The following is a 13,195-nucleotide window of genomic DNA, read 5'->3' on the forward strand; positions in this document are numbered from 1 at the left end:
CCCTCTACGCCAGCCCCGCCGTGCGCAAGCTGCGCGAAGACCTCGCCCTCGCCCTGCGCGCCGCCGACCATCACGGACTGTCGGAAGGCGTCTGCAACCACTTCAGCGTGATGCTGCCGAAGCTGTACTTGCCAGGCTCCTTCTTCGCGAGCGCGATGAACTCGGCCACGCTCTTCGCGGGGAAGCTGGGGTTCACCACCATGATCTGGCCACCCTTGCCGAGCGCGGTGACGGGAGCGAAGTCCTTCACCGGATCGTAGGGCAGCTTCTTGTACAGATGCTCGTTGGCCGCGTGCGTGGTGTTGGTCGTGATGAGCACCGTGTAGCCGTCAGCTGGCGACTTCGCCACGCTCTGCGAGGCGATGAAGCCGCTGGCACCCGCCTTGTTGTCGATGACCACCGCCTGCTTCGTCTCGGCGGTGATCTGGGTGCCCAGGGCACGCGCGATCTGGTCGGTGGCGGTGCCCGCCGCGAAGGGCACGACGAAGGTGATGGGCTTCTCGGGAAAAGCCTCGGCTTGGGCCAGCAGCGGCGCCACGGCGATGGCGGCGGTCAGCGCGGCGAGGGGGAACAGCTTCATTGTTTTGTCTCCGTATGGGTCAGGTGAAAGAAAGAGGAAGGAAGGAAATCTCCGGCTACGGCCCCGCCAGCAGCGGCTCGAGCTCGCGCGGCACGCGCACCGGCATGTCCAGCAACAGGAAGGAAAGCGCCTTGCCGTGAGCGTCGAGGTTCAGCGCGTCGTTGACGCCGCCGTCGAGCACCGCGTCGAGCACGAAGTTCATCGCGTGCAGCTTCGGCAGCAGGAAACGCTGCACCTGCGAGGGCGCGCGGTGGTGGAACTGCGCCGCCACGCGCTCGGGCGTGAGCTGCTCGACCAGCACCGGATAGAGCTGCGCATGCCAGGCGATGACGCTGATGTTGGAGCGGTCGCCCTTGTCACCGGTGCGGCCGTGGGCGGCGCGGTACAGCGGCACTTCGATGGTGTCTGCCGTGTTTGTCATGCCAGCTCCTCCTGCGGGAGCAGGTCGAAGCGCACCGGTATCGCGTCGCGAGGCAGCAGGCACGACAGCGTGTTGAGCCTGGGCGTGAGCGCGGTGCGCACGCCGCCGCCGCCCGCCGGGCCGCAGGTGTACAGCGCCATCACCTCGCGCGCCAGCCGCTCGGCCTGCGCGCGCTCGGTGTGCGAGGCCGCGACGCGCAGGCGCACGTCGCGCAGGCCGGCATCGGGTGTGTCCGCCAGCGCGCGGCCGGCGTCGTCGCCGAAGATGCTCAGCGCGCCGATCAGGTCCACTCGCAATGAAAGGCCGTCCAGGCGCTTGCTCAGGACATCCGCCGCGAGCCGTGCACGGGCCTCGGCACGCGGGCCGGCATAGGAGATCTCACCCTCGGCGAGCCAACCGCCTTCATGGCACACGTTGACCTTGTAGCGGTCAGGCCGTGCGTGGCCGCGCACGCCCGAGAGCGCCACCCGGTCGGCGCCGTCGAGCGCCTGCACCTCGGCCTCGGAAATGTCGGCGACAACGTCGGGCGTCAGGTAGGCGGCCGGGTCGTGCACCTCGTAGAGCAGTTGTTCCTTCACCGTCGCCTCGCTCACGAGGCCGCCGGTGCCGTCGGCCTTGCCGATGGTGCAGCGGCCCTCGCCGTCGATTTCGGCGACGGGGAAACCCACCGATTCCAGCCCCGGCACGTCCTTGTAGCCTGGGTCGGCGAAGTAACCGCCGCACACCTGCGCGCCGCATTCGAGCAGATGGCCCGCCATGGTCGCGCGGGCCAGCCGGTTCCAGTCGTCGGCACGCCAGCCGAAGTGCGACATCGCGGGGCCGACAGTGAGCGATGGGTCGGCCACGCGGCCGCACACCACGATCTGCGCGCCCGCGTCGAGCGCGGCGGCGATGGGCTCGGCGCCGATGTAGGCATTGGCGCTCACCACGCGCAGGCCTTCCATCTGCGCGCCGAGCGCCTCCTGGAGCATCGCGCGGTGCTCGGGCCCCGACAGGTCGTCGCCCTCCACCACCGCGATGCGCGGCGCGCTCGCGCCAAGTTCGCGGGCCATGCGCGCGATGTGCCTGGCGGCTGCGCGCGGGTTGGCCGCGCCGAAGTTGCTGACGATGCGGATGCCGTGCGCCAGGCAGCGCGCGAGCACGGGCCGCAGCATGGCGTCGAGCAACGGTTCATAGCCCGCTTCGGGGTTGTCGCGTCGGCGCAGCTGGGCCAGCGCGAGCGTACGTTCGGCCAGCGTCTCGAAGATCAGGAAGGCGCGCCGGCCTTCAGGCCCCGCGGCCAGCCGCGCGATCAGCGTGTCGACCACCGGCCCGGCGGCGTCGGTGCGGTCGCCCGAGAAGCCGGCGGCGCAGCCGATCAACAGCGTTGGCGTGTCTATGGGATTCATCGCGGTGCACTGTAGGCAGCGTGTTCTCATCCGTAAAATCGAAAATACGGATCGATTGATCTGCTTTCCAAATAAAAAGCCGGCCACCGGCACGGAGACAGAAAAGACATGAGAAAGACGCCCGACCTCTCCACGCGGCAGCTGCGCGCCTTTCTCGCGCTGGCCGAGCACCGCAACTTCACGCGCGCGGCGCAGGGCAGCCACCTATCGCAGCCCGCCTTCAGCGCGCTGATCCGCACGCTGGAGGATGCCGTCGGCACGCGCCTGTTCGACCGCGACACGCGCAGCGTGCAGCTCACGCCCGAAGGCCGGCTGTTCGAGGGCTCGGCGCGCCGGCTGCTCGACGACATGGGAAGCGCCATGGGCGACCTCGCCGATCATGTGGAGCGCCGCAAGGGCCGCGTGCGCGTCGCCGCCCTGCCCTCGCTCGCGGCCGGCTGGCTGCCCGCCGTCTTCGCCGAGTTCATGCAGGCGTGGCCCGGCATCCGCGTCGACCTGGACGACGCGCTGTCGGATGCCTGCATCGCGCTCGTGCGCAGCGGCCAGGCCGACTTCGCCCTCGCCGCCTCGGGCGCCGGCGGCACGGCCGACAGCGACCTGCGCGCGAGCAAGCTGTGCACCGACCGCTTCCACCTCGTCTGCCGCGCCGACCATCCGCTCGCCCACGAGACGCGCCTGACGCTGAAGAAGATCGCGCCCTATCCGTTCATCCAGATGACGCGCAACAGCAGCGTGCGGCAGGCGCTCGACGCGGCGCTGCATCCGCAGCGGCTGAACTCGGTGTTCGAGGTGGAACATCTCGCCACGGTGATGGGGCTCATCGAAGCCGGACTGGGCATCAGCGTGGTGCCCGCGCTCACGCTCTTCCACTTCCAGCGAGAGACGCTGGTGACGCGTCCGCTGCCGCTTCCCTCCCTCACGCGCACGCTCTACCTGGTGCAGCGGCGCGAGGGCAGCCTGTCGGTGGCCGCGCAGACGCTGCACGACCTGATCGTCGAGCGGCTCGGCTCGCTGCGGCTCGACTGAGAGCTGGCCCGTGCCGCGCGTCGCGCTTCCATGCGGACGTGGAAGCGGCGCGCATCGCCTCAGGACGGCTCGGGCGACGGTTCAGGCAGGTTCTGCGCCCGCTTCAGTCCCGGTGCCTGCCGCCTTGCCCGTTGCCTTTTCGGTCGCCGCCACCGCCTCCACTGCGGCGTCCACCACCGACTCCACCGCGGCCTCCGCCTGAGCCTTCATCGCGGCGAGCGCGGTCGGGTTCGGCGTGGGTTCGCCGATCTTGTGCATGGTGTTGCGGTCGGTGTGGCTGAAGGGCTCGGGCTTGCCGAGCACCTCGAGCACCGTCTCGATCTCGTAGGACCACCTGCCGTCTTCGTGCACCGTCACCTCGATGCTGTAGCGCAGCGTCTTGAACGCGTGTTCCAGGAAGGGGTTGGCGACGATGCCGTTGGTCTCGCCGCCGCGCACGGCCTCGAGCCTGAAGCTGCGGTCGTCGGCCTTCGCGCGGCCGGTGGCCATGGCGGTGAGGCCGCGCGGGATGGTCAGGGTCTGGATCAGCGCGCCGGTGGCGGGCTCCCACAGCCAGTAGCCGACCTGGTCGTGGAAGGTTTCCACGTCATCGGGCTTGACGATGCGCAGGTGGTAGCGCAGGCCGTAGAAGATCTGCGGGCCGTTGGTCTGCGCGTCGATGGGCTGGAACTCCGCGTGCTCGATGTAGGCCTCCGCCTCGGGGCCATCCTCCTTTGGGCTCACGTCGTGGCCGGCGGAGCCGGTCCAGACGCCGGCCAGCGCAGCGAGCGGTCCGAGGTTGGCCAGGGTGTTCGGATCGGGTTCCGGTTCGGTGTAGATGTCGCGCGGGAATTGAGTCGCGGGTTGCTTCTGTTCCATGTTCTTCTCTCCTCGATGGGACTTGCCGTATGGGGCAGGAGTGTCGCTCACCAGTCTTCCGGTTGCCTGACTCGCCTGCTGCTTACTGGTCGAGCCGGATGCCCACCTTCGCGATGATCGCGCCCCACTTGCGCCCCTCGGCGTCGATGAAGGCCTTGAACTCCTCGGACGAACCGCCGCCCGCCACCAGCCCCTGGCTGGCCAGCAACTCGCGCACCGCCGGTTCCCGCAGCACGGTGTTGACGTCGGCGTTGATCCGCTGGACCACCTCGGGCGGCGTGCCGGCCGAGGTGAAAAGACCGTTCCAGGCCAGTGATTCGAATCCGGGATAGCCCGACTCGGCCACGGTGGGCAGATCCTTCATGAGTTCGGAACGCTTCGCGCTGGTGATGGCGATGAGCTTCACGCGCTGCCCCTGGATCAGCGGCAGCAGCGCGGGCGCCACCGCGAACAGGGCCTGCGTGTCCCCGGCCGCGAGCGAAAGCCCGGCGGGCGGCGAGCCCGAGTACGGCACGTGCACCGCCTCGATGTGCGTCGCGCTGCGAAAGAGCTCCATCGTGAGGTGCGACGAACTGCCCGCGCCCACCGACGCATAGCTGAACCTGTTGCCGCGCTTCTTCGCCCATTCGACGAGCTCGGGCAACGTGTTCGCGGGGTTGTCGGCCTGCACCGCGAGCACGTTGGGCTGCGAGGTGGTGAGCACGATCGGCATGAGGTCTCGCGCTGGCACGTAGGGCATGCGGGCGTACATGTAGGGGCCGAAGGCGATCGGCCCATTGAAGCCGACGCCCAGCGTGTAGCCATCGTGCGGCGCCTTGGCGACGATGTCCATGCCGATCAGGCCGCCGGCACCGGCCTTGGTCTCGATCACCACCGGCTGCCCCCACATCACGCGCAGGCGGTCGGCGAGCGTGCGGGCGATCAGGTCGAGCGAGCTGCCGGCTGGCGCCGGCACGATCACGCGCACCGGTTTCGAAGGCCATGCTTGCTGCTGCGCACATGCGCCCGCGGAAAGCAGGCACGCGAAAAACAGGGCACCCAAGGTTGCGAACGGGTTCATCTTCACTTTCCCGCCTCCTCTCGCGCGGCATCGATCTGCGCATGATTGGCTTCGGCCCATCGGTCCACTGCGATCAGCGTCCTGCTCAGCGACAGGCCCAGCGGGCTCAGCCTGTACTCGACGTGCGGCGGCACAGTTTGATGGTCTTCACGCAGCACCAGCCCGTTGAGCTCCAGGTCGCGCAGCGTCTGCGTGAGCATCTTCTGCGAGATGCCGCCCACCTTGCGCAGCAACTCGTTGTTGCGCCGCGGCTTGCCGCGCAGCAGCGGAATGAGCAGCAGCGCCCACTTGTTGGCGATGAGCTCCAGCACTCGGCGCGAGGGACAGTCCGCGCTCCACACATCGGCGGGAGCTGCGTCGGCCTCTGCCGCATCTGCGGTCTTCCTCGACGGCATCGTTGAATTTCCCATGGTTACCAGAAGGTGCGTACTTGTTGATCGGTGCCCGGACCGGAATTATCCGGTTCCTCTTTTCCGCAACGAACGACAACGAAGGAGTTTTTTCATGGGCTGGATATTTCTGCTGGCGGCCGGGCTGGTCGAGATCGCGATGGCCACCGCGCTCAAGCAATCGGAAGACTGGTCGCGGCTCATGCCGTCGGTGGTCGGCGTGCTGACCGCGCTGCTCAGCATCTACCTGCTGGCCCGGGCACTGCGCTACCTGCCGCTCGGGCCGGCCTACGCGATCTGGACCGGCATCGGCTCGGTGGGCGTGGTGCTGATGGGCGTGCTCTTCTTCGGCGAGGCGCTCTCGGCAGCGCGGCTGGCGTGCATCGCGATGGTGATCGGCGGCACCGTGGGCCTTCGGTTCGTCGAAGGTTGATGCGCAAAAAGCACATAAACGTGACGACACGCATCCGGCGCATCGAAGATATGGAACTTCGGTATTCCCTTAGGGCCGAATCATCGTCCGAATGGCTTCCAGAGCCATTCTTTCCGGTTCCCGGCCTTTAACCATGTCGCGAGCGGGCTGATTCCCGGGCGACTTCAAATCGCCATCGCGACGCGGCAAGATGCGCATCCGCCGATTCTTGCGTCAACCCGGATTGATCGAAGGAGCTTGTTCATGTTCGCCACCGCAGAGCGCACCATCAAGACCCCCGGCCCCGACCACCCGATCACCATCGCACCCAACCCGCTTCGCGTGGTGGTGTCGGTCGACGGGCGCGTCATTGCCGATACGCGCGAAGCGCTGACGCTGCGCGAAGCGCATTTCGGAACCGTGCATTACATCCCCCGCAAGGACGTGAAGATGTCGCTGCTGGAGCGCACGTCGCACGCAACCTACTGTCCGTACAAGGGCGAGTGCAACTACTACAGCATCCCGGCCGGCGGCGAACGCTCGGTGAATGCGGTGTGGACCTATGAGTCGCCGTACGAACCGGTCTCGCAGATCAAGGACTACGTGGCCTTCTATCCCGATCGCGTGGGCCCGATCGAAGAGCGCGTCTACTGATCGCGCAGACAAACAAAAAGCCGGGCCCCGCTCACGCGGGCCCGGCTTTTTCATTGGGCGCTGGCGCTGTTACCGACTAGACGATCACAGCGGCAGTGCGTCGCCACGTGCGGCGGCACGGGCAGCCGCACGTACGGTGGAGCGATCGAGGCCGCTGGCCAGGACCGGCGCGACACGCGAGGTCACGCCTTCTGCATACGGGTTCTCGCTGTGGGCTGCAGCCACTGCTTCAGCGCGAACGGCGGCGCGGCTGGTGGTCGAGGCGATCAGCTGCACGGGGCCTTGGTTGGCACCGTCTGCATACGGATTGCCGCTGCGCGCGGCAACCACGGCCTGGCCGGCAACGTCGGCGCGGCTTGCGGCCGAGGTCAGCTGATGCACGCCGTCATAGCTTTCGGCATGGGCGGCACCGGCGGCGGCCAGCAGGGCGATGGAGATGGCGGAGAGGAGCTTCGAGGCGGTCATTTGGATTTCCTTCAGTTCAGTTCTTTGCATACGGGATGGTTTCGAACCGGTCTTGGGTGGGGCGCCGTCCCTTTCGGGGGCAGCCACCTCGCTCGGGGCCTGTTCATCCAGACTGGCTTGCTTGTTTGTTGTGGGCTGGTCTGTGAGATGAATTGTGAGCCTGCGGATAGGTAAAAACCCGAAGCAAAAAGAACCGCGGTGTTCATGCCGTGGAAACAATCGCGGCAAAGCTGAAAGGATGGAGGCAGGAGACGCTTGGGATCAAGGGGGATTCCTGTCGATGGGCGCATGTAGCTGGGTAGAGTGCGGCTCGGCGGAACTACGCCCCTGTCCCTCATCCCCCATACACGCACCATCGACCATGAAGTTCGGCTACACCATCGTCTACGTTCCCGATGTCGTCCAGTCCCTGCAGTTCTTCGAACAAGCATTCGGCTTCGCGAGAAAGTTCCTCCACGAAACTGGTACTTACGGCGAACTGGCCACTGGGGACACCACCCTCTCCTTCGCCGCGCACGCCCTTGCGGGCGCGAACTTTCCGCAAGGGCACGTGGCGGCATCGGAGTCTGTCAAGCCGCTGGGCATCGAGGTCGCCTTCGTGACGAACGATGTCCAGGCGGCACACGAACGAGCCATCGAGGCCGGCGCATCTGAACTCTCGCCGCCAGTTGCCAAGCCATGGGGCCAGGTGGTCTCGTACGTGCGCTGCCCCGACGGCACATTGGTCGAACTGTGCTCTCCCGTCGGAGGCTGAATCGCCCGACGCGAGCCTCATTCATTCGAATTACTTGCCGGCGGCGCTGGCCACGTTCACCACACCCTTCATGCCGGCGGCGTAGTGCCCCGGCTGCAGGCACGCGAAATCGACCTTCCCGGCTTTCGTGAACTGCCAGACGACTTCACCCGTCTTGCCCGGCGCCAGCGTCACCATGTTCGGCTCGGCATGCTCCATCTCGGGGTTCTTCATCATCGCGGCGTAGTGCGACTTCAGTTCCTGCGCAGTGCCCAGCACCAGCTCGTGCTTCAGCTTGCCCGAGTTCCTGACGACGAAGCGAACGGTCTCGCCCTTCTTCACGCTGATGTCGGCGGGCGTGAAGCGCATGCCGTCCGTCATGTCGACCTCGACCGTGCGGGTCGCCTTGGCGGCCACGCCGGGCTTGCCGATGGCGTCGTTGTGCGAGCCCGAGGCCGACGCGCCGGTGGCCGACACGGCCAGCAGCGTTGCGAAGGCGGAGGTGGCGAGGAATGCGTGTTTCATGATGCGATGCTCCTTGAGGTGGCGATGAACGAAATGGCGGATGAAGAAGAAAGAAACAGACCGACACGCGCCGGATTCTGGAAAGCCCACCCGGCCATCGCCTTTCACGCGGATTACAAGGGCGTAATCCGAACGGACCCTGGTCCTGATGAAGGTGAGAGAAACTATCGCGTCCAGGCACGGTCCCAGCCTGCACAAGGAGCCCATCCACACCATGCCCACAGTCGCCGCAAGCGCCCTCTTCTGTCTTGTCGCCCTCATGCAGGCCAACGGCGCATCGGCCCAATCGCTGAGCTGCGGCGGCACGCTTTCCGGCGTGGGCGACTCCAAGTTCTCGGTGGTGCAGAAATGCGGCGAGCCGATGTCGAAGGAATTCGTCTGCGTGCCCCGTCCGCAGGTGGCCTGGGTGCTCTCGCCGTACCCGGGCGGTCCGGCGCAGCAGGTGGTGACGCAGCAGTGCGTGCCGATGGAAGACTGGGTGTATCACCGCGGCCAGGGCAACTTCCTCGGCATCGTCCGGTTCTACAACGGCGCAGTCGAATCGGTGCGCGATGGCGAGAAGATGCGCTAGCCGGCAGCCACACCATCACGATGAACATCACGATCAGAAACGAAGCCGTCTCCGACGCGCCGGCCGTCGAGGCCGTGACGGTCACGGCCTTTCTCGAAGCCGAACATTCGAGCCACACGGAGCAGTTCATCGTCAATGCGTTGCGGCGTGCCGGCCAGCTTTCGGTCTCGCTGGTCGCCGAGGACGATGGCGGGCAAATCGTCGGCCACGTCGCCATCTCGCCGGTACGCATCTCGGACGGCTCGGCCGGCTGGTACGGGCTCGGTCCGGTTTCGGTCGCGCCCGAGCACCAAGGGCGAAGCATCGGCACGCAGCTCGTGAACAGGGCGATGGCCGCATTGCATGAGCTGGGCGCGGCCGGCTGCGTGGTGCTGGGTGACCCTGCTTACTACGGCCGCTTCGGCTTCGCGGCCACGCCCGCGCTGGCCTCCCCCGGCGTACCGCCGCAGTATTTCCAGGCCCTGCTCCTGGGCGGCGCGATGCCATCGGGCACCGTCTCGTATCACGCGGCCTTCGAAGCAACCGCCTGATCAGGGCGGCAGCACCAGCGGACCGCAGTTCTCCTCGGTCACGAACACCGACACCAGCTTCGCGGGCTTCACCGGATCGGGGTTCTCCGCGAACAGATGCAGCGTGCCTGGCGGCTCGAAGAAAGTCTCGCCGGACCTGTAGTCGCCCGCCGGGCCGCCCGCCAGCTGCGAGCGCACCGTGCCTTCGAGAATGATCGCGGTGACCGAGCCCGGATGCCGATGGGCGGGCGAGTAAGCCATCGGCGGAAAGTCGACGATGGCGGTGGTCACCGATTTGCCGGGCACATGGGGCAACGCCTCGCAGGAGATCACCTTCACCGAGGTGCGGGGCCGCGCGGCAGCGGTGGCGCCTTCGGGCGCGGGCGCCGACGAGAACATCGGGCGGCTCACGGCGCTGCAGATGTCGTCGATAAGCTGCACCGTCGACTGTCTGCTCGCATGCGGCAGCAAGGCCCAGCCCGCCGCCGCGAACGCCAGCGCCGCCAAGCCGATGCCCGCGCGGCGCTGCACGAAAAGCGGCAGCGCGTTCACAGCGTGGCTCCCAGCCGCGCATCGGCGCGCCAGCCCAGCGCCTGCTTCGCCTTCTCGCTGCTGACTTCGTTGCCTTCTTCCGCGATGTTGAAGATGCCGCCCGTGGAGCGCTGCAGCGCCAGCAAGGCAGCCCGCGCAGCGGCCTCCACGTGCAGCGGGCTCGGGCCCTTGGGTATCTCGGTCGAAGTGTTCGGCCCGTAGAGCTGGCCGTAGCGCAGCACCGTGGCGGTCATGCCCTGCGCGCCCATCACGCTCTGCTCCAGCGCGGCCACACCGCCCACGCTGATGCGGCGCGCGCCTTCGGCCTCGATGTCGAGCGGCTGCGCTTCGGTGAAGGGCTTCGGCCCCGGCGCATAGGCCCAGGCGATGCTCTGCGCCACCAGCCGCTTCGCGCCCGCAGCCTGCGCCGCGGCCACGAGGTTGCGCGTGCCCTCGGTGCGCACCCGCGCATTGAGCACCGCGGCCTCGGCCATGCGGGCCGGGTCCAGGTCTTTCGGCAGGTCGGTGAGCTGGTGGATCACGCCCCATGGCGCGATACGCACCAGCGCCTCGCGCAGGGCCCCGGCATCGAACACGTCGACGATGACGGGGCGCACGCCCATCGCCTCGAGCGCGCCCGCTCGGTCTGCGCGCCGGGTGCTGCCGTGCACGGTGTAGCCCGCCTCGACCAGCATCGGGATCAGCGCGACGCCCACCGCGCCGGTGGCCCCCGCCAGAAATACCTTCTCGCTCATTGCATTCTTCCTTCCAGGCTGTTCATGAGGGCGAGCTTAGGTCTACGATGCCCCATCCAAAAGAGCCAAGAATCATCAGAATGACCAGGCCATGATGCCGCAACCCCGAACACCGAAGGACGTACCCAAGCTCGACCGGGCGAAGAAGACGCCGCTGTTTCGCCAGGTCTACGAGCGCTACCGCAGCGCCATCGAGCAAGGCACGCTGCGCCCCGGCGACCGCGTCGCCTCGGCGCGCAGCCTCGCGGCCGAGCTCGGCGTGGCCCGCGGCACCATCGAGGCCGCCTACAACCAGCTGACCGGCGAAGGCTATTTCTCCTCTCGCGGACAAGCGGGCACGGTGGTGTCGCCATCGCTGCCGCCGCATCGGCCGGCAAGGCGCGAACAGCCTCGCCGCACGGACAAGCCAGCGCCCGACGCGCTCAAGCACCCGGGCGAGCCGCCACTCATGCAGTTGGGCATTCCGGCACTCGACGCGTTTCCGCGCAAGCTGTGGTCACGCCTCGCCGCCCGCCGCGCGCGGGCCATGAGCGCGGCCGACATGTTCTACGGCGACCCTTGCGGCTACCCGCCGCTGCGCGAAGCCATCGCGGCCTACCTGCTGGTGTCGCGCGGCGTCTCGTGTCATGCCTCGCAGGTGCTGGTGACGGGCGGCTACCGCGCCTCTCTCGCGCTTGTCGCGCGCACCTTGTTGAAGAAGGACGAGCGCGTGTGGATCGAGGATCCCGGCTTTCCTCCGACTCAGGAGGTGCTGCGCGCCGCCGGCCATCGCGCGGTGCCGGTGCCCGTGGACGAAGACGGGCTCGTCGTCGCGCGCGGGCTGCGCAAGGCGCCGCAGGCGCGCATGGCCGTGGTCACGCCGTCGCACCAGGCGCCGCTGGGTGTGTCGATGACGCTCCCGCGCCGCCTCCAACTGCTCGACTGGGCATCGAAGGCCGGCGCCTGGATCGTCGAGGACGACTACGACGGCGAATACCGCTACGCCGGCGCGCCGCTGCCCGCGCTCAAGAGCCTGGACGGCCATGACCGCGTGCTGTACGCCGGCAGCTTCTCGAAGGTGCTCTTTCCGGGGCTGGCGCTCGGTTACCTGGTCGTTCCCGAATCGCTGTGCTCGCGCTTCGAGGAAGCGGCGCGCATCTGGTCGAACGGCAGCCCGCAGAGCACGCAGGCTGTGGTGGCCGACTTCATGCGCGAGGGCCACTTCCCGCGTCACCTGAAGAAGATGCGCCTGCTCTACGCGCGCCGCCGCGCGATGCTGGTGGCCGGACTGCAGAAAGCTTTCGGCGATTCGGTGCACGTCGACCTGCGCAGCGGCGGCATGCACCTCATCGCGCGCTTCGACGGGCGCGAGGAAGACGACGTCACGCTGGCCCGTCGCGCGCAGCAGGCCGGGCTCAATTGCCAGCCGCTGTCGGCGCGCGGCGTATCGGGGTCCGCCCCGCAGGGACTGCTCATGGGCTTCACCAACATCTCGACCGCCGCCGAGGCTCACCGGCTCGCGGCGAGGCTGCGGGTGGCACTGGGCTGAACGCAGCGCCAAGCGCGCCTCTTGCGGCGGCGCCGTCGCGGAAAACGCCCGCTAAGATGCGCGGCGACACAAGAAAGCAGCACAAGCACCAACCGAAGGCAGGGGAGGCCTCCGCGTGAAGCGCATTCGCTCAGAAAGATTGATCCGCATGAAGCCCGGCGTGGCAGGCGCCGCCGGCTTCAGCACCGTGGAACTGTTCGCCCTGCCGGAAGCCCCCGGCCATGTGGTGCACGTGAGCACCAGCCGCGACGGGCTGCAGTGGAAGGAAACGGTCCACACCCCGTCGCCGCTGCCCTTCGAGGCCGCCAGTACCGCCTTCGAGCATGCCGTTGCCGCGCAGATCGCCCAGGGCTATGTGCTCGAAGGCTCCGCCGCACCGGCTCCCGCGGCAACTCGACCCACCGCCGCCATCGCGCACCCCGGCGACGCCGTGCTGCTGGCAGCCATCCGTCCCGACGCATGGCGCCTGCTGCCCCCGGTGCGCCGCACCCGCGTGGTGTGGCGCATCGGCGAACGCCGGCTCGCGGCCGCCGTGCCGCAGCTCATCGACCACATCGAGACCGGCGAGCCGATGCTCGACTACTGCATCGCATGGGCCATCGGCCGCTGCGGCGACACCGGGGCCTTCGAAGCGATGCGCGAGCTGTCGAAGCGCGGCCGCACGCCGGTGGTCACGCGTGCCGCACGCTGGGCCGCGCTCGCTCTCTGGCCGCAAGAGCAGTGCGCGGCCGAGACGGCGCGCATCGTCGACGACTGGCCCGCGCCGCTGCGGCGCGCCTGGGCCTCGATG

The 13,195-nt window shown here is 68.1% G+C and carries 16 protein-coding genes and 2 pseudogenes; 8 read left to right on the forward strand and 10 right to left on the reverse strand.

Annotated features, from left to right (window positions below):
• Nucleotides 1-112 precede the first annotated feature (112 nt).
• From QMO14_RS31140 to QMO14_RS31150, 3 genes and pseudogenes are all read right to left on the reverse strand, one after another.
• Nucleotides 113-580 (reverse strand): annotated as a pseudogene (locus tag QMO14_RS31140) (Bug family tripartite tricarboxylate transporter substrate binding protein); the annotation flags it as partial.
• 55 nt (nucleotides 581-635) lie between these two features.
• The gene (locus QMO14_RS31145) at nucleotides 636-1,001 is read right to left on the reverse strand and encodes a hypothetical protein (RefSeq protein ID WP_301511931.1); all 366 of its coding nucleotides are present in this window, start codon (nucleotides 999-1,001) and stop codon (nucleotides 636-638) included.
• Nucleotides 998-2,389 carry an acyclic terpene utilization AtuA family protein gene (locus QMO14_RS31150; protein WP_301511932.1) on the reverse strand — a complete coding sequence of 464 codons (1,392 nt, stop codon included), beginning with the start codon at nucleotides 2,387-2,389 and terminating at the stop codon, nucleotides 998-1,000. The genes QMO14_RS31145 and QMO14_RS31150 overlap by 4 nt, the downstream gene beginning before the upstream one ends.
• Nucleotides 2,390-2,497: 108 nt before the next feature.
• Here QMO14_RS31150 and QMO14_RS31155 point away from each other — a divergent pair, with 108 nt between their 5' ends.
• A complete protein-coding gene (locus QMO14_RS31155) occupies nucleotides 2,498-3,415 on the forward strand; it encodes a LysR family transcriptional regulator (protein WP_301511933.1) in 918 nt (305 codons plus the stop codon).
• A gap of 204 nt (nucleotides 3,416-3,619) precedes the next feature.
• Here the strand turns inward: QMO14_RS31155 and QMO14_RS31160 are convergent.
• From QMO14_RS31160 to QMO14_RS31170, 3 genes and pseudogenes are all read right to left on the reverse strand, one after another.
• Nucleotides 3,620-4,273 (reverse strand): annotated as a pseudogene (locus QMO14_RS31160) (FABP family protein); the annotation flags it as partial.
• 82 nt (nucleotides 4,274-4,355) lie between these two features.
• The gene (locus QMO14_RS31165; RefSeq protein ID WP_301511934.1) at nucleotides 4,356-5,333 is read right to left on the reverse strand and encodes a tripartite tricarboxylate transporter substrate binding protein; all 978 of its coding nucleotides are present in this window, start codon (nucleotides 5,331-5,333) and stop codon (nucleotides 4,356-4,358) included.
• 2 nt (nucleotides 5,334-5,335) lie between these two features.
• Nucleotides 5,336-5,728 carry a helix-turn-helix domain-containing protein gene (locus tag QMO14_RS31170; protein ID WP_301511935.1) on the reverse strand — a complete coding sequence of 131 codons (393 nt, stop codon included), beginning with the start codon at nucleotides 5,726-5,728 and terminating at the stop codon, nucleotides 5,336-5,338.
• A 109-nt stretch (nucleotides 5,729-5,837) separates the two neighbouring features.
• On the opposite strand from QMO14_RS31170, the gene QMO14_RS31175 reads away from it, so the two are divergent.
• The gene (locus tag QMO14_RS31175; RefSeq protein ID WP_301511936.1) at nucleotides 5,838-6,155 is read left to right on the forward strand and encodes a multidrug efflux SMR transporter; all 318 of its coding nucleotides are present in this window, start codon (nucleotides 5,838-5,840) and stop codon (nucleotides 6,153-6,155) included.
• 243 nt (nucleotides 6,156-6,398) lie between these two features.
• A complete protein-coding gene (locus QMO14_RS31180) occupies nucleotides 6,399-6,788 on the forward strand; it encodes a DUF427 domain-containing protein (RefSeq protein ID WP_301511937.1) in 390 nt (129 codons plus the stop codon).
• Between the two features lie 84 nt (nucleotides 6,789-6,872).
• Here the strand turns inward: QMO14_RS31180 and QMO14_RS31185 are convergent, their stop codons facing one another.
• On the reverse strand, nucleotides 6,873-7,253 hold the full coding sequence (locus QMO14_RS31185) for a helicase SNF2 (protein ID WP_301511938.1): 381 nt from the start codon (nucleotides 7,251-7,253) through the stop codon (nucleotides 6,873-6,875).
• A gap of 361 nt (nucleotides 7,254-7,614) precedes the next feature.
• Here QMO14_RS31185 and QMO14_RS31190 point away from each other — a divergent pair, with 361 nt between their 5' ends.
• Nucleotides 7,615-8,007, forward strand: coding sequence for a VOC family protein (locus QMO14_RS31190; protein WP_301511939.1), 393 nt, complete (start codon nucleotides 7,615-7,617; stop codon nucleotides 8,005-8,007).
• Between the two features lie 30 nt (nucleotides 8,008-8,037).
• Here the strand turns inward: QMO14_RS31190 and QMO14_RS31195 are convergent, their stop codons facing one another.
• Nucleotides 8,038-8,511, reverse strand: coding sequence for a cupredoxin family protein (locus tag QMO14_RS31195; protein ID WP_301511941.1), 474 nt, complete (start codon nucleotides 8,509-8,511; stop codon nucleotides 8,038-8,040).
• A 214-nt stretch (nucleotides 8,512-8,725) separates the two neighbouring features.
• Here QMO14_RS31195 and QMO14_RS31200 point away from each other — a divergent pair, with 214 nt between their 5' ends.
• Both QMO14_RS31200 and QMO14_RS31205 read left to right on the forward strand, forming a co-directional pair.
• On the forward strand, nucleotides 8,726-9,082 hold the full coding sequence (locus QMO14_RS31200; RefSeq protein ID WP_301511942.1) for a DUF2845 domain-containing protein: 357 nt from the start codon (nucleotides 8,726-8,728) through the stop codon (nucleotides 9,080-9,082).
• Nucleotides 9,083-9,102: 20 nt separating this feature from the next.
• Complete coding sequence (locus tag QMO14_RS31205) at nucleotides 9,103-9,612, forward strand: GNAT family N-acetyltransferase (protein ID WP_301511943.1); 510 nt, start codon at nucleotides 9,103-9,105, stop codon at nucleotides 9,610-9,612.
• Here QMO14_RS31205 and QMO14_RS31210 read toward each other — a convergent pair whose 3' ends face one another.
• Nucleotides 9,613-10,143 (reverse strand): cupin domain-containing protein, encoded by a 531-nt coding sequence (locus tag QMO14_RS31210; RefSeq protein WP_301511944.1) that lies wholly within the window; start codon nucleotides 10,141-10,143, stop codon nucleotides 9,613-9,615.
• A complete protein-coding gene (locus QMO14_RS31215) occupies nucleotides 10,140-10,877 on the reverse strand; it encodes an NAD(P)-dependent oxidoreductase (protein ID WP_301511945.1) in 738 nt (245 codons plus the stop codon). The genes QMO14_RS31210 and QMO14_RS31215 overlap by 4 nt, the downstream gene beginning before the upstream one ends.
• Before the next feature lie 91 nt (nucleotides 10,878-10,968).
• Between QMO14_RS31215 and QMO14_RS31220 the strand changes: the two genes are divergently transcribed.
• Together QMO14_RS31220 and QMO14_RS31225 are read left to right on the forward strand one after the other, a co-directional pair.
• Nucleotides 10,969-12,405, forward strand: a complete 1,437-nt coding sequence (locus tag QMO14_RS31220; protein WP_301511946.1) for a PLP-dependent aminotransferase family protein — start codon at nucleotides 10,969-10,971, stop codon at nucleotides 12,403-12,405.
• A 148-nt stretch (nucleotides 12,406-12,553) separates the two neighbouring features.
• The coding region (locus QMO14_RS31225; protein WP_301511947.1) for a HEAT repeat domain-containing protein at nucleotides 12,554-13,195 on the forward strand (642 nt) is incomplete at its 3' end.

Source organism: Variovorax sp. CAN15, assembly GCF_030462475.1.
Taxonomy (GTDB): domain Bacteria; phylum Pseudomonadota; class Gammaproteobacteria; order Burkholderiales; family Burkholderiaceae_C; genus Variovorax.

Excerpts from the sequence above, each read along its gene's own strand:
- QMO14_RS31165 (WP_301511934.1), bottom strand. The coding sequence starts at position 5,333 with ATGAACCCGTTCGCAACCTTGGGTGCCCTGTTTTTCGCGTGCCTGCTT.
- QMO14_RS31175 (WP_301511936.1), top strand. The coding sequence starts at position 5,838 with ATGGGCTGGATATTTCTGCTGGCGGCCGGGCTGGTCGAGATCGCGATG.
- QMO14_RS31150 (WP_301511932.1), bottom strand. The coding sequence starts at position 2,389 with ATGAATCCCATAGACACGCCAACGCTGTTGATCGGCTGCGCCGCCGGC.
- QMO14_RS31190 (WP_301511939.1), top strand. The coding sequence starts at position 7,615 with ATGAAGTTCGGCTACACCATCGTCTACGTTCCCGATGTCGTCCAGTCC.
- QMO14_RS31185 (WP_301511938.1), bottom strand. The coding sequence starts at position 7,253 with ATGACCGCCTCGAAGCTCCTCTCCGCCATCTCCATCGCCCTGCTGGCC.
- QMO14_RS31205 (WP_301511943.1), top strand. The coding sequence starts at position 9,103 with ATGAACATCACGATCAGAAACGAAGCCGTCTCCGACGCGCCGGCCGTC.
- QMO14_RS31220 (WP_301511946.1), top strand. The coding sequence starts at position 10,969 with ATGATGCCGCAACCCCGAACACCGAAGGACGTACCCAAGCTCGACCGG.
- QMO14_RS31155 (WP_301511933.1), top strand. The coding sequence starts at position 2,498 with ATGAGAAAGACGCCCGACCTCTCCACGCGGCAGCTGCGCGCCTTTCTC.
- QMO14_RS31200 (WP_301511942.1), top strand. The coding sequence starts at position 8,726 with ATGCCCACAGTCGCCGCAAGCGCCCTCTTCTGTCTTGTCGCCCTCATG.
- QMO14_RS31180 (WP_301511937.1), top strand. The coding sequence starts at position 6,399 with ATGTTCGCCACCGCAGAGCGCACCATCAAGACCCCCGGCCCCGACCAC.
- QMO14_RS31215 (WP_301511945.1), bottom strand. The coding sequence starts at position 10,877 with ATGAGCGAGAAGGTATTTCTGGCGGGGGCCACCGGCGCGGTGGGCGTC.
- QMO14_RS31170 (WP_301511935.1), bottom strand. The coding sequence starts at position 5,728 with ATGCCGTCGAGGAAGACCGCAGATGCGGCAGAGGCCGACGCAGCTCCC.
- QMO14_RS31145 (WP_301511931.1), bottom strand. The coding sequence starts at position 1,001 with ATGACAAACACGGCAGACACCATCGAAGTGCCGCTGTACCGCGCCGCC.
- QMO14_RS31195 (WP_301511941.1), bottom strand. The coding sequence starts at position 8,511 with ATGAAACACGCATTCCTCGCCACCTCCGCCTTCGCAACGCTGCTGGCC.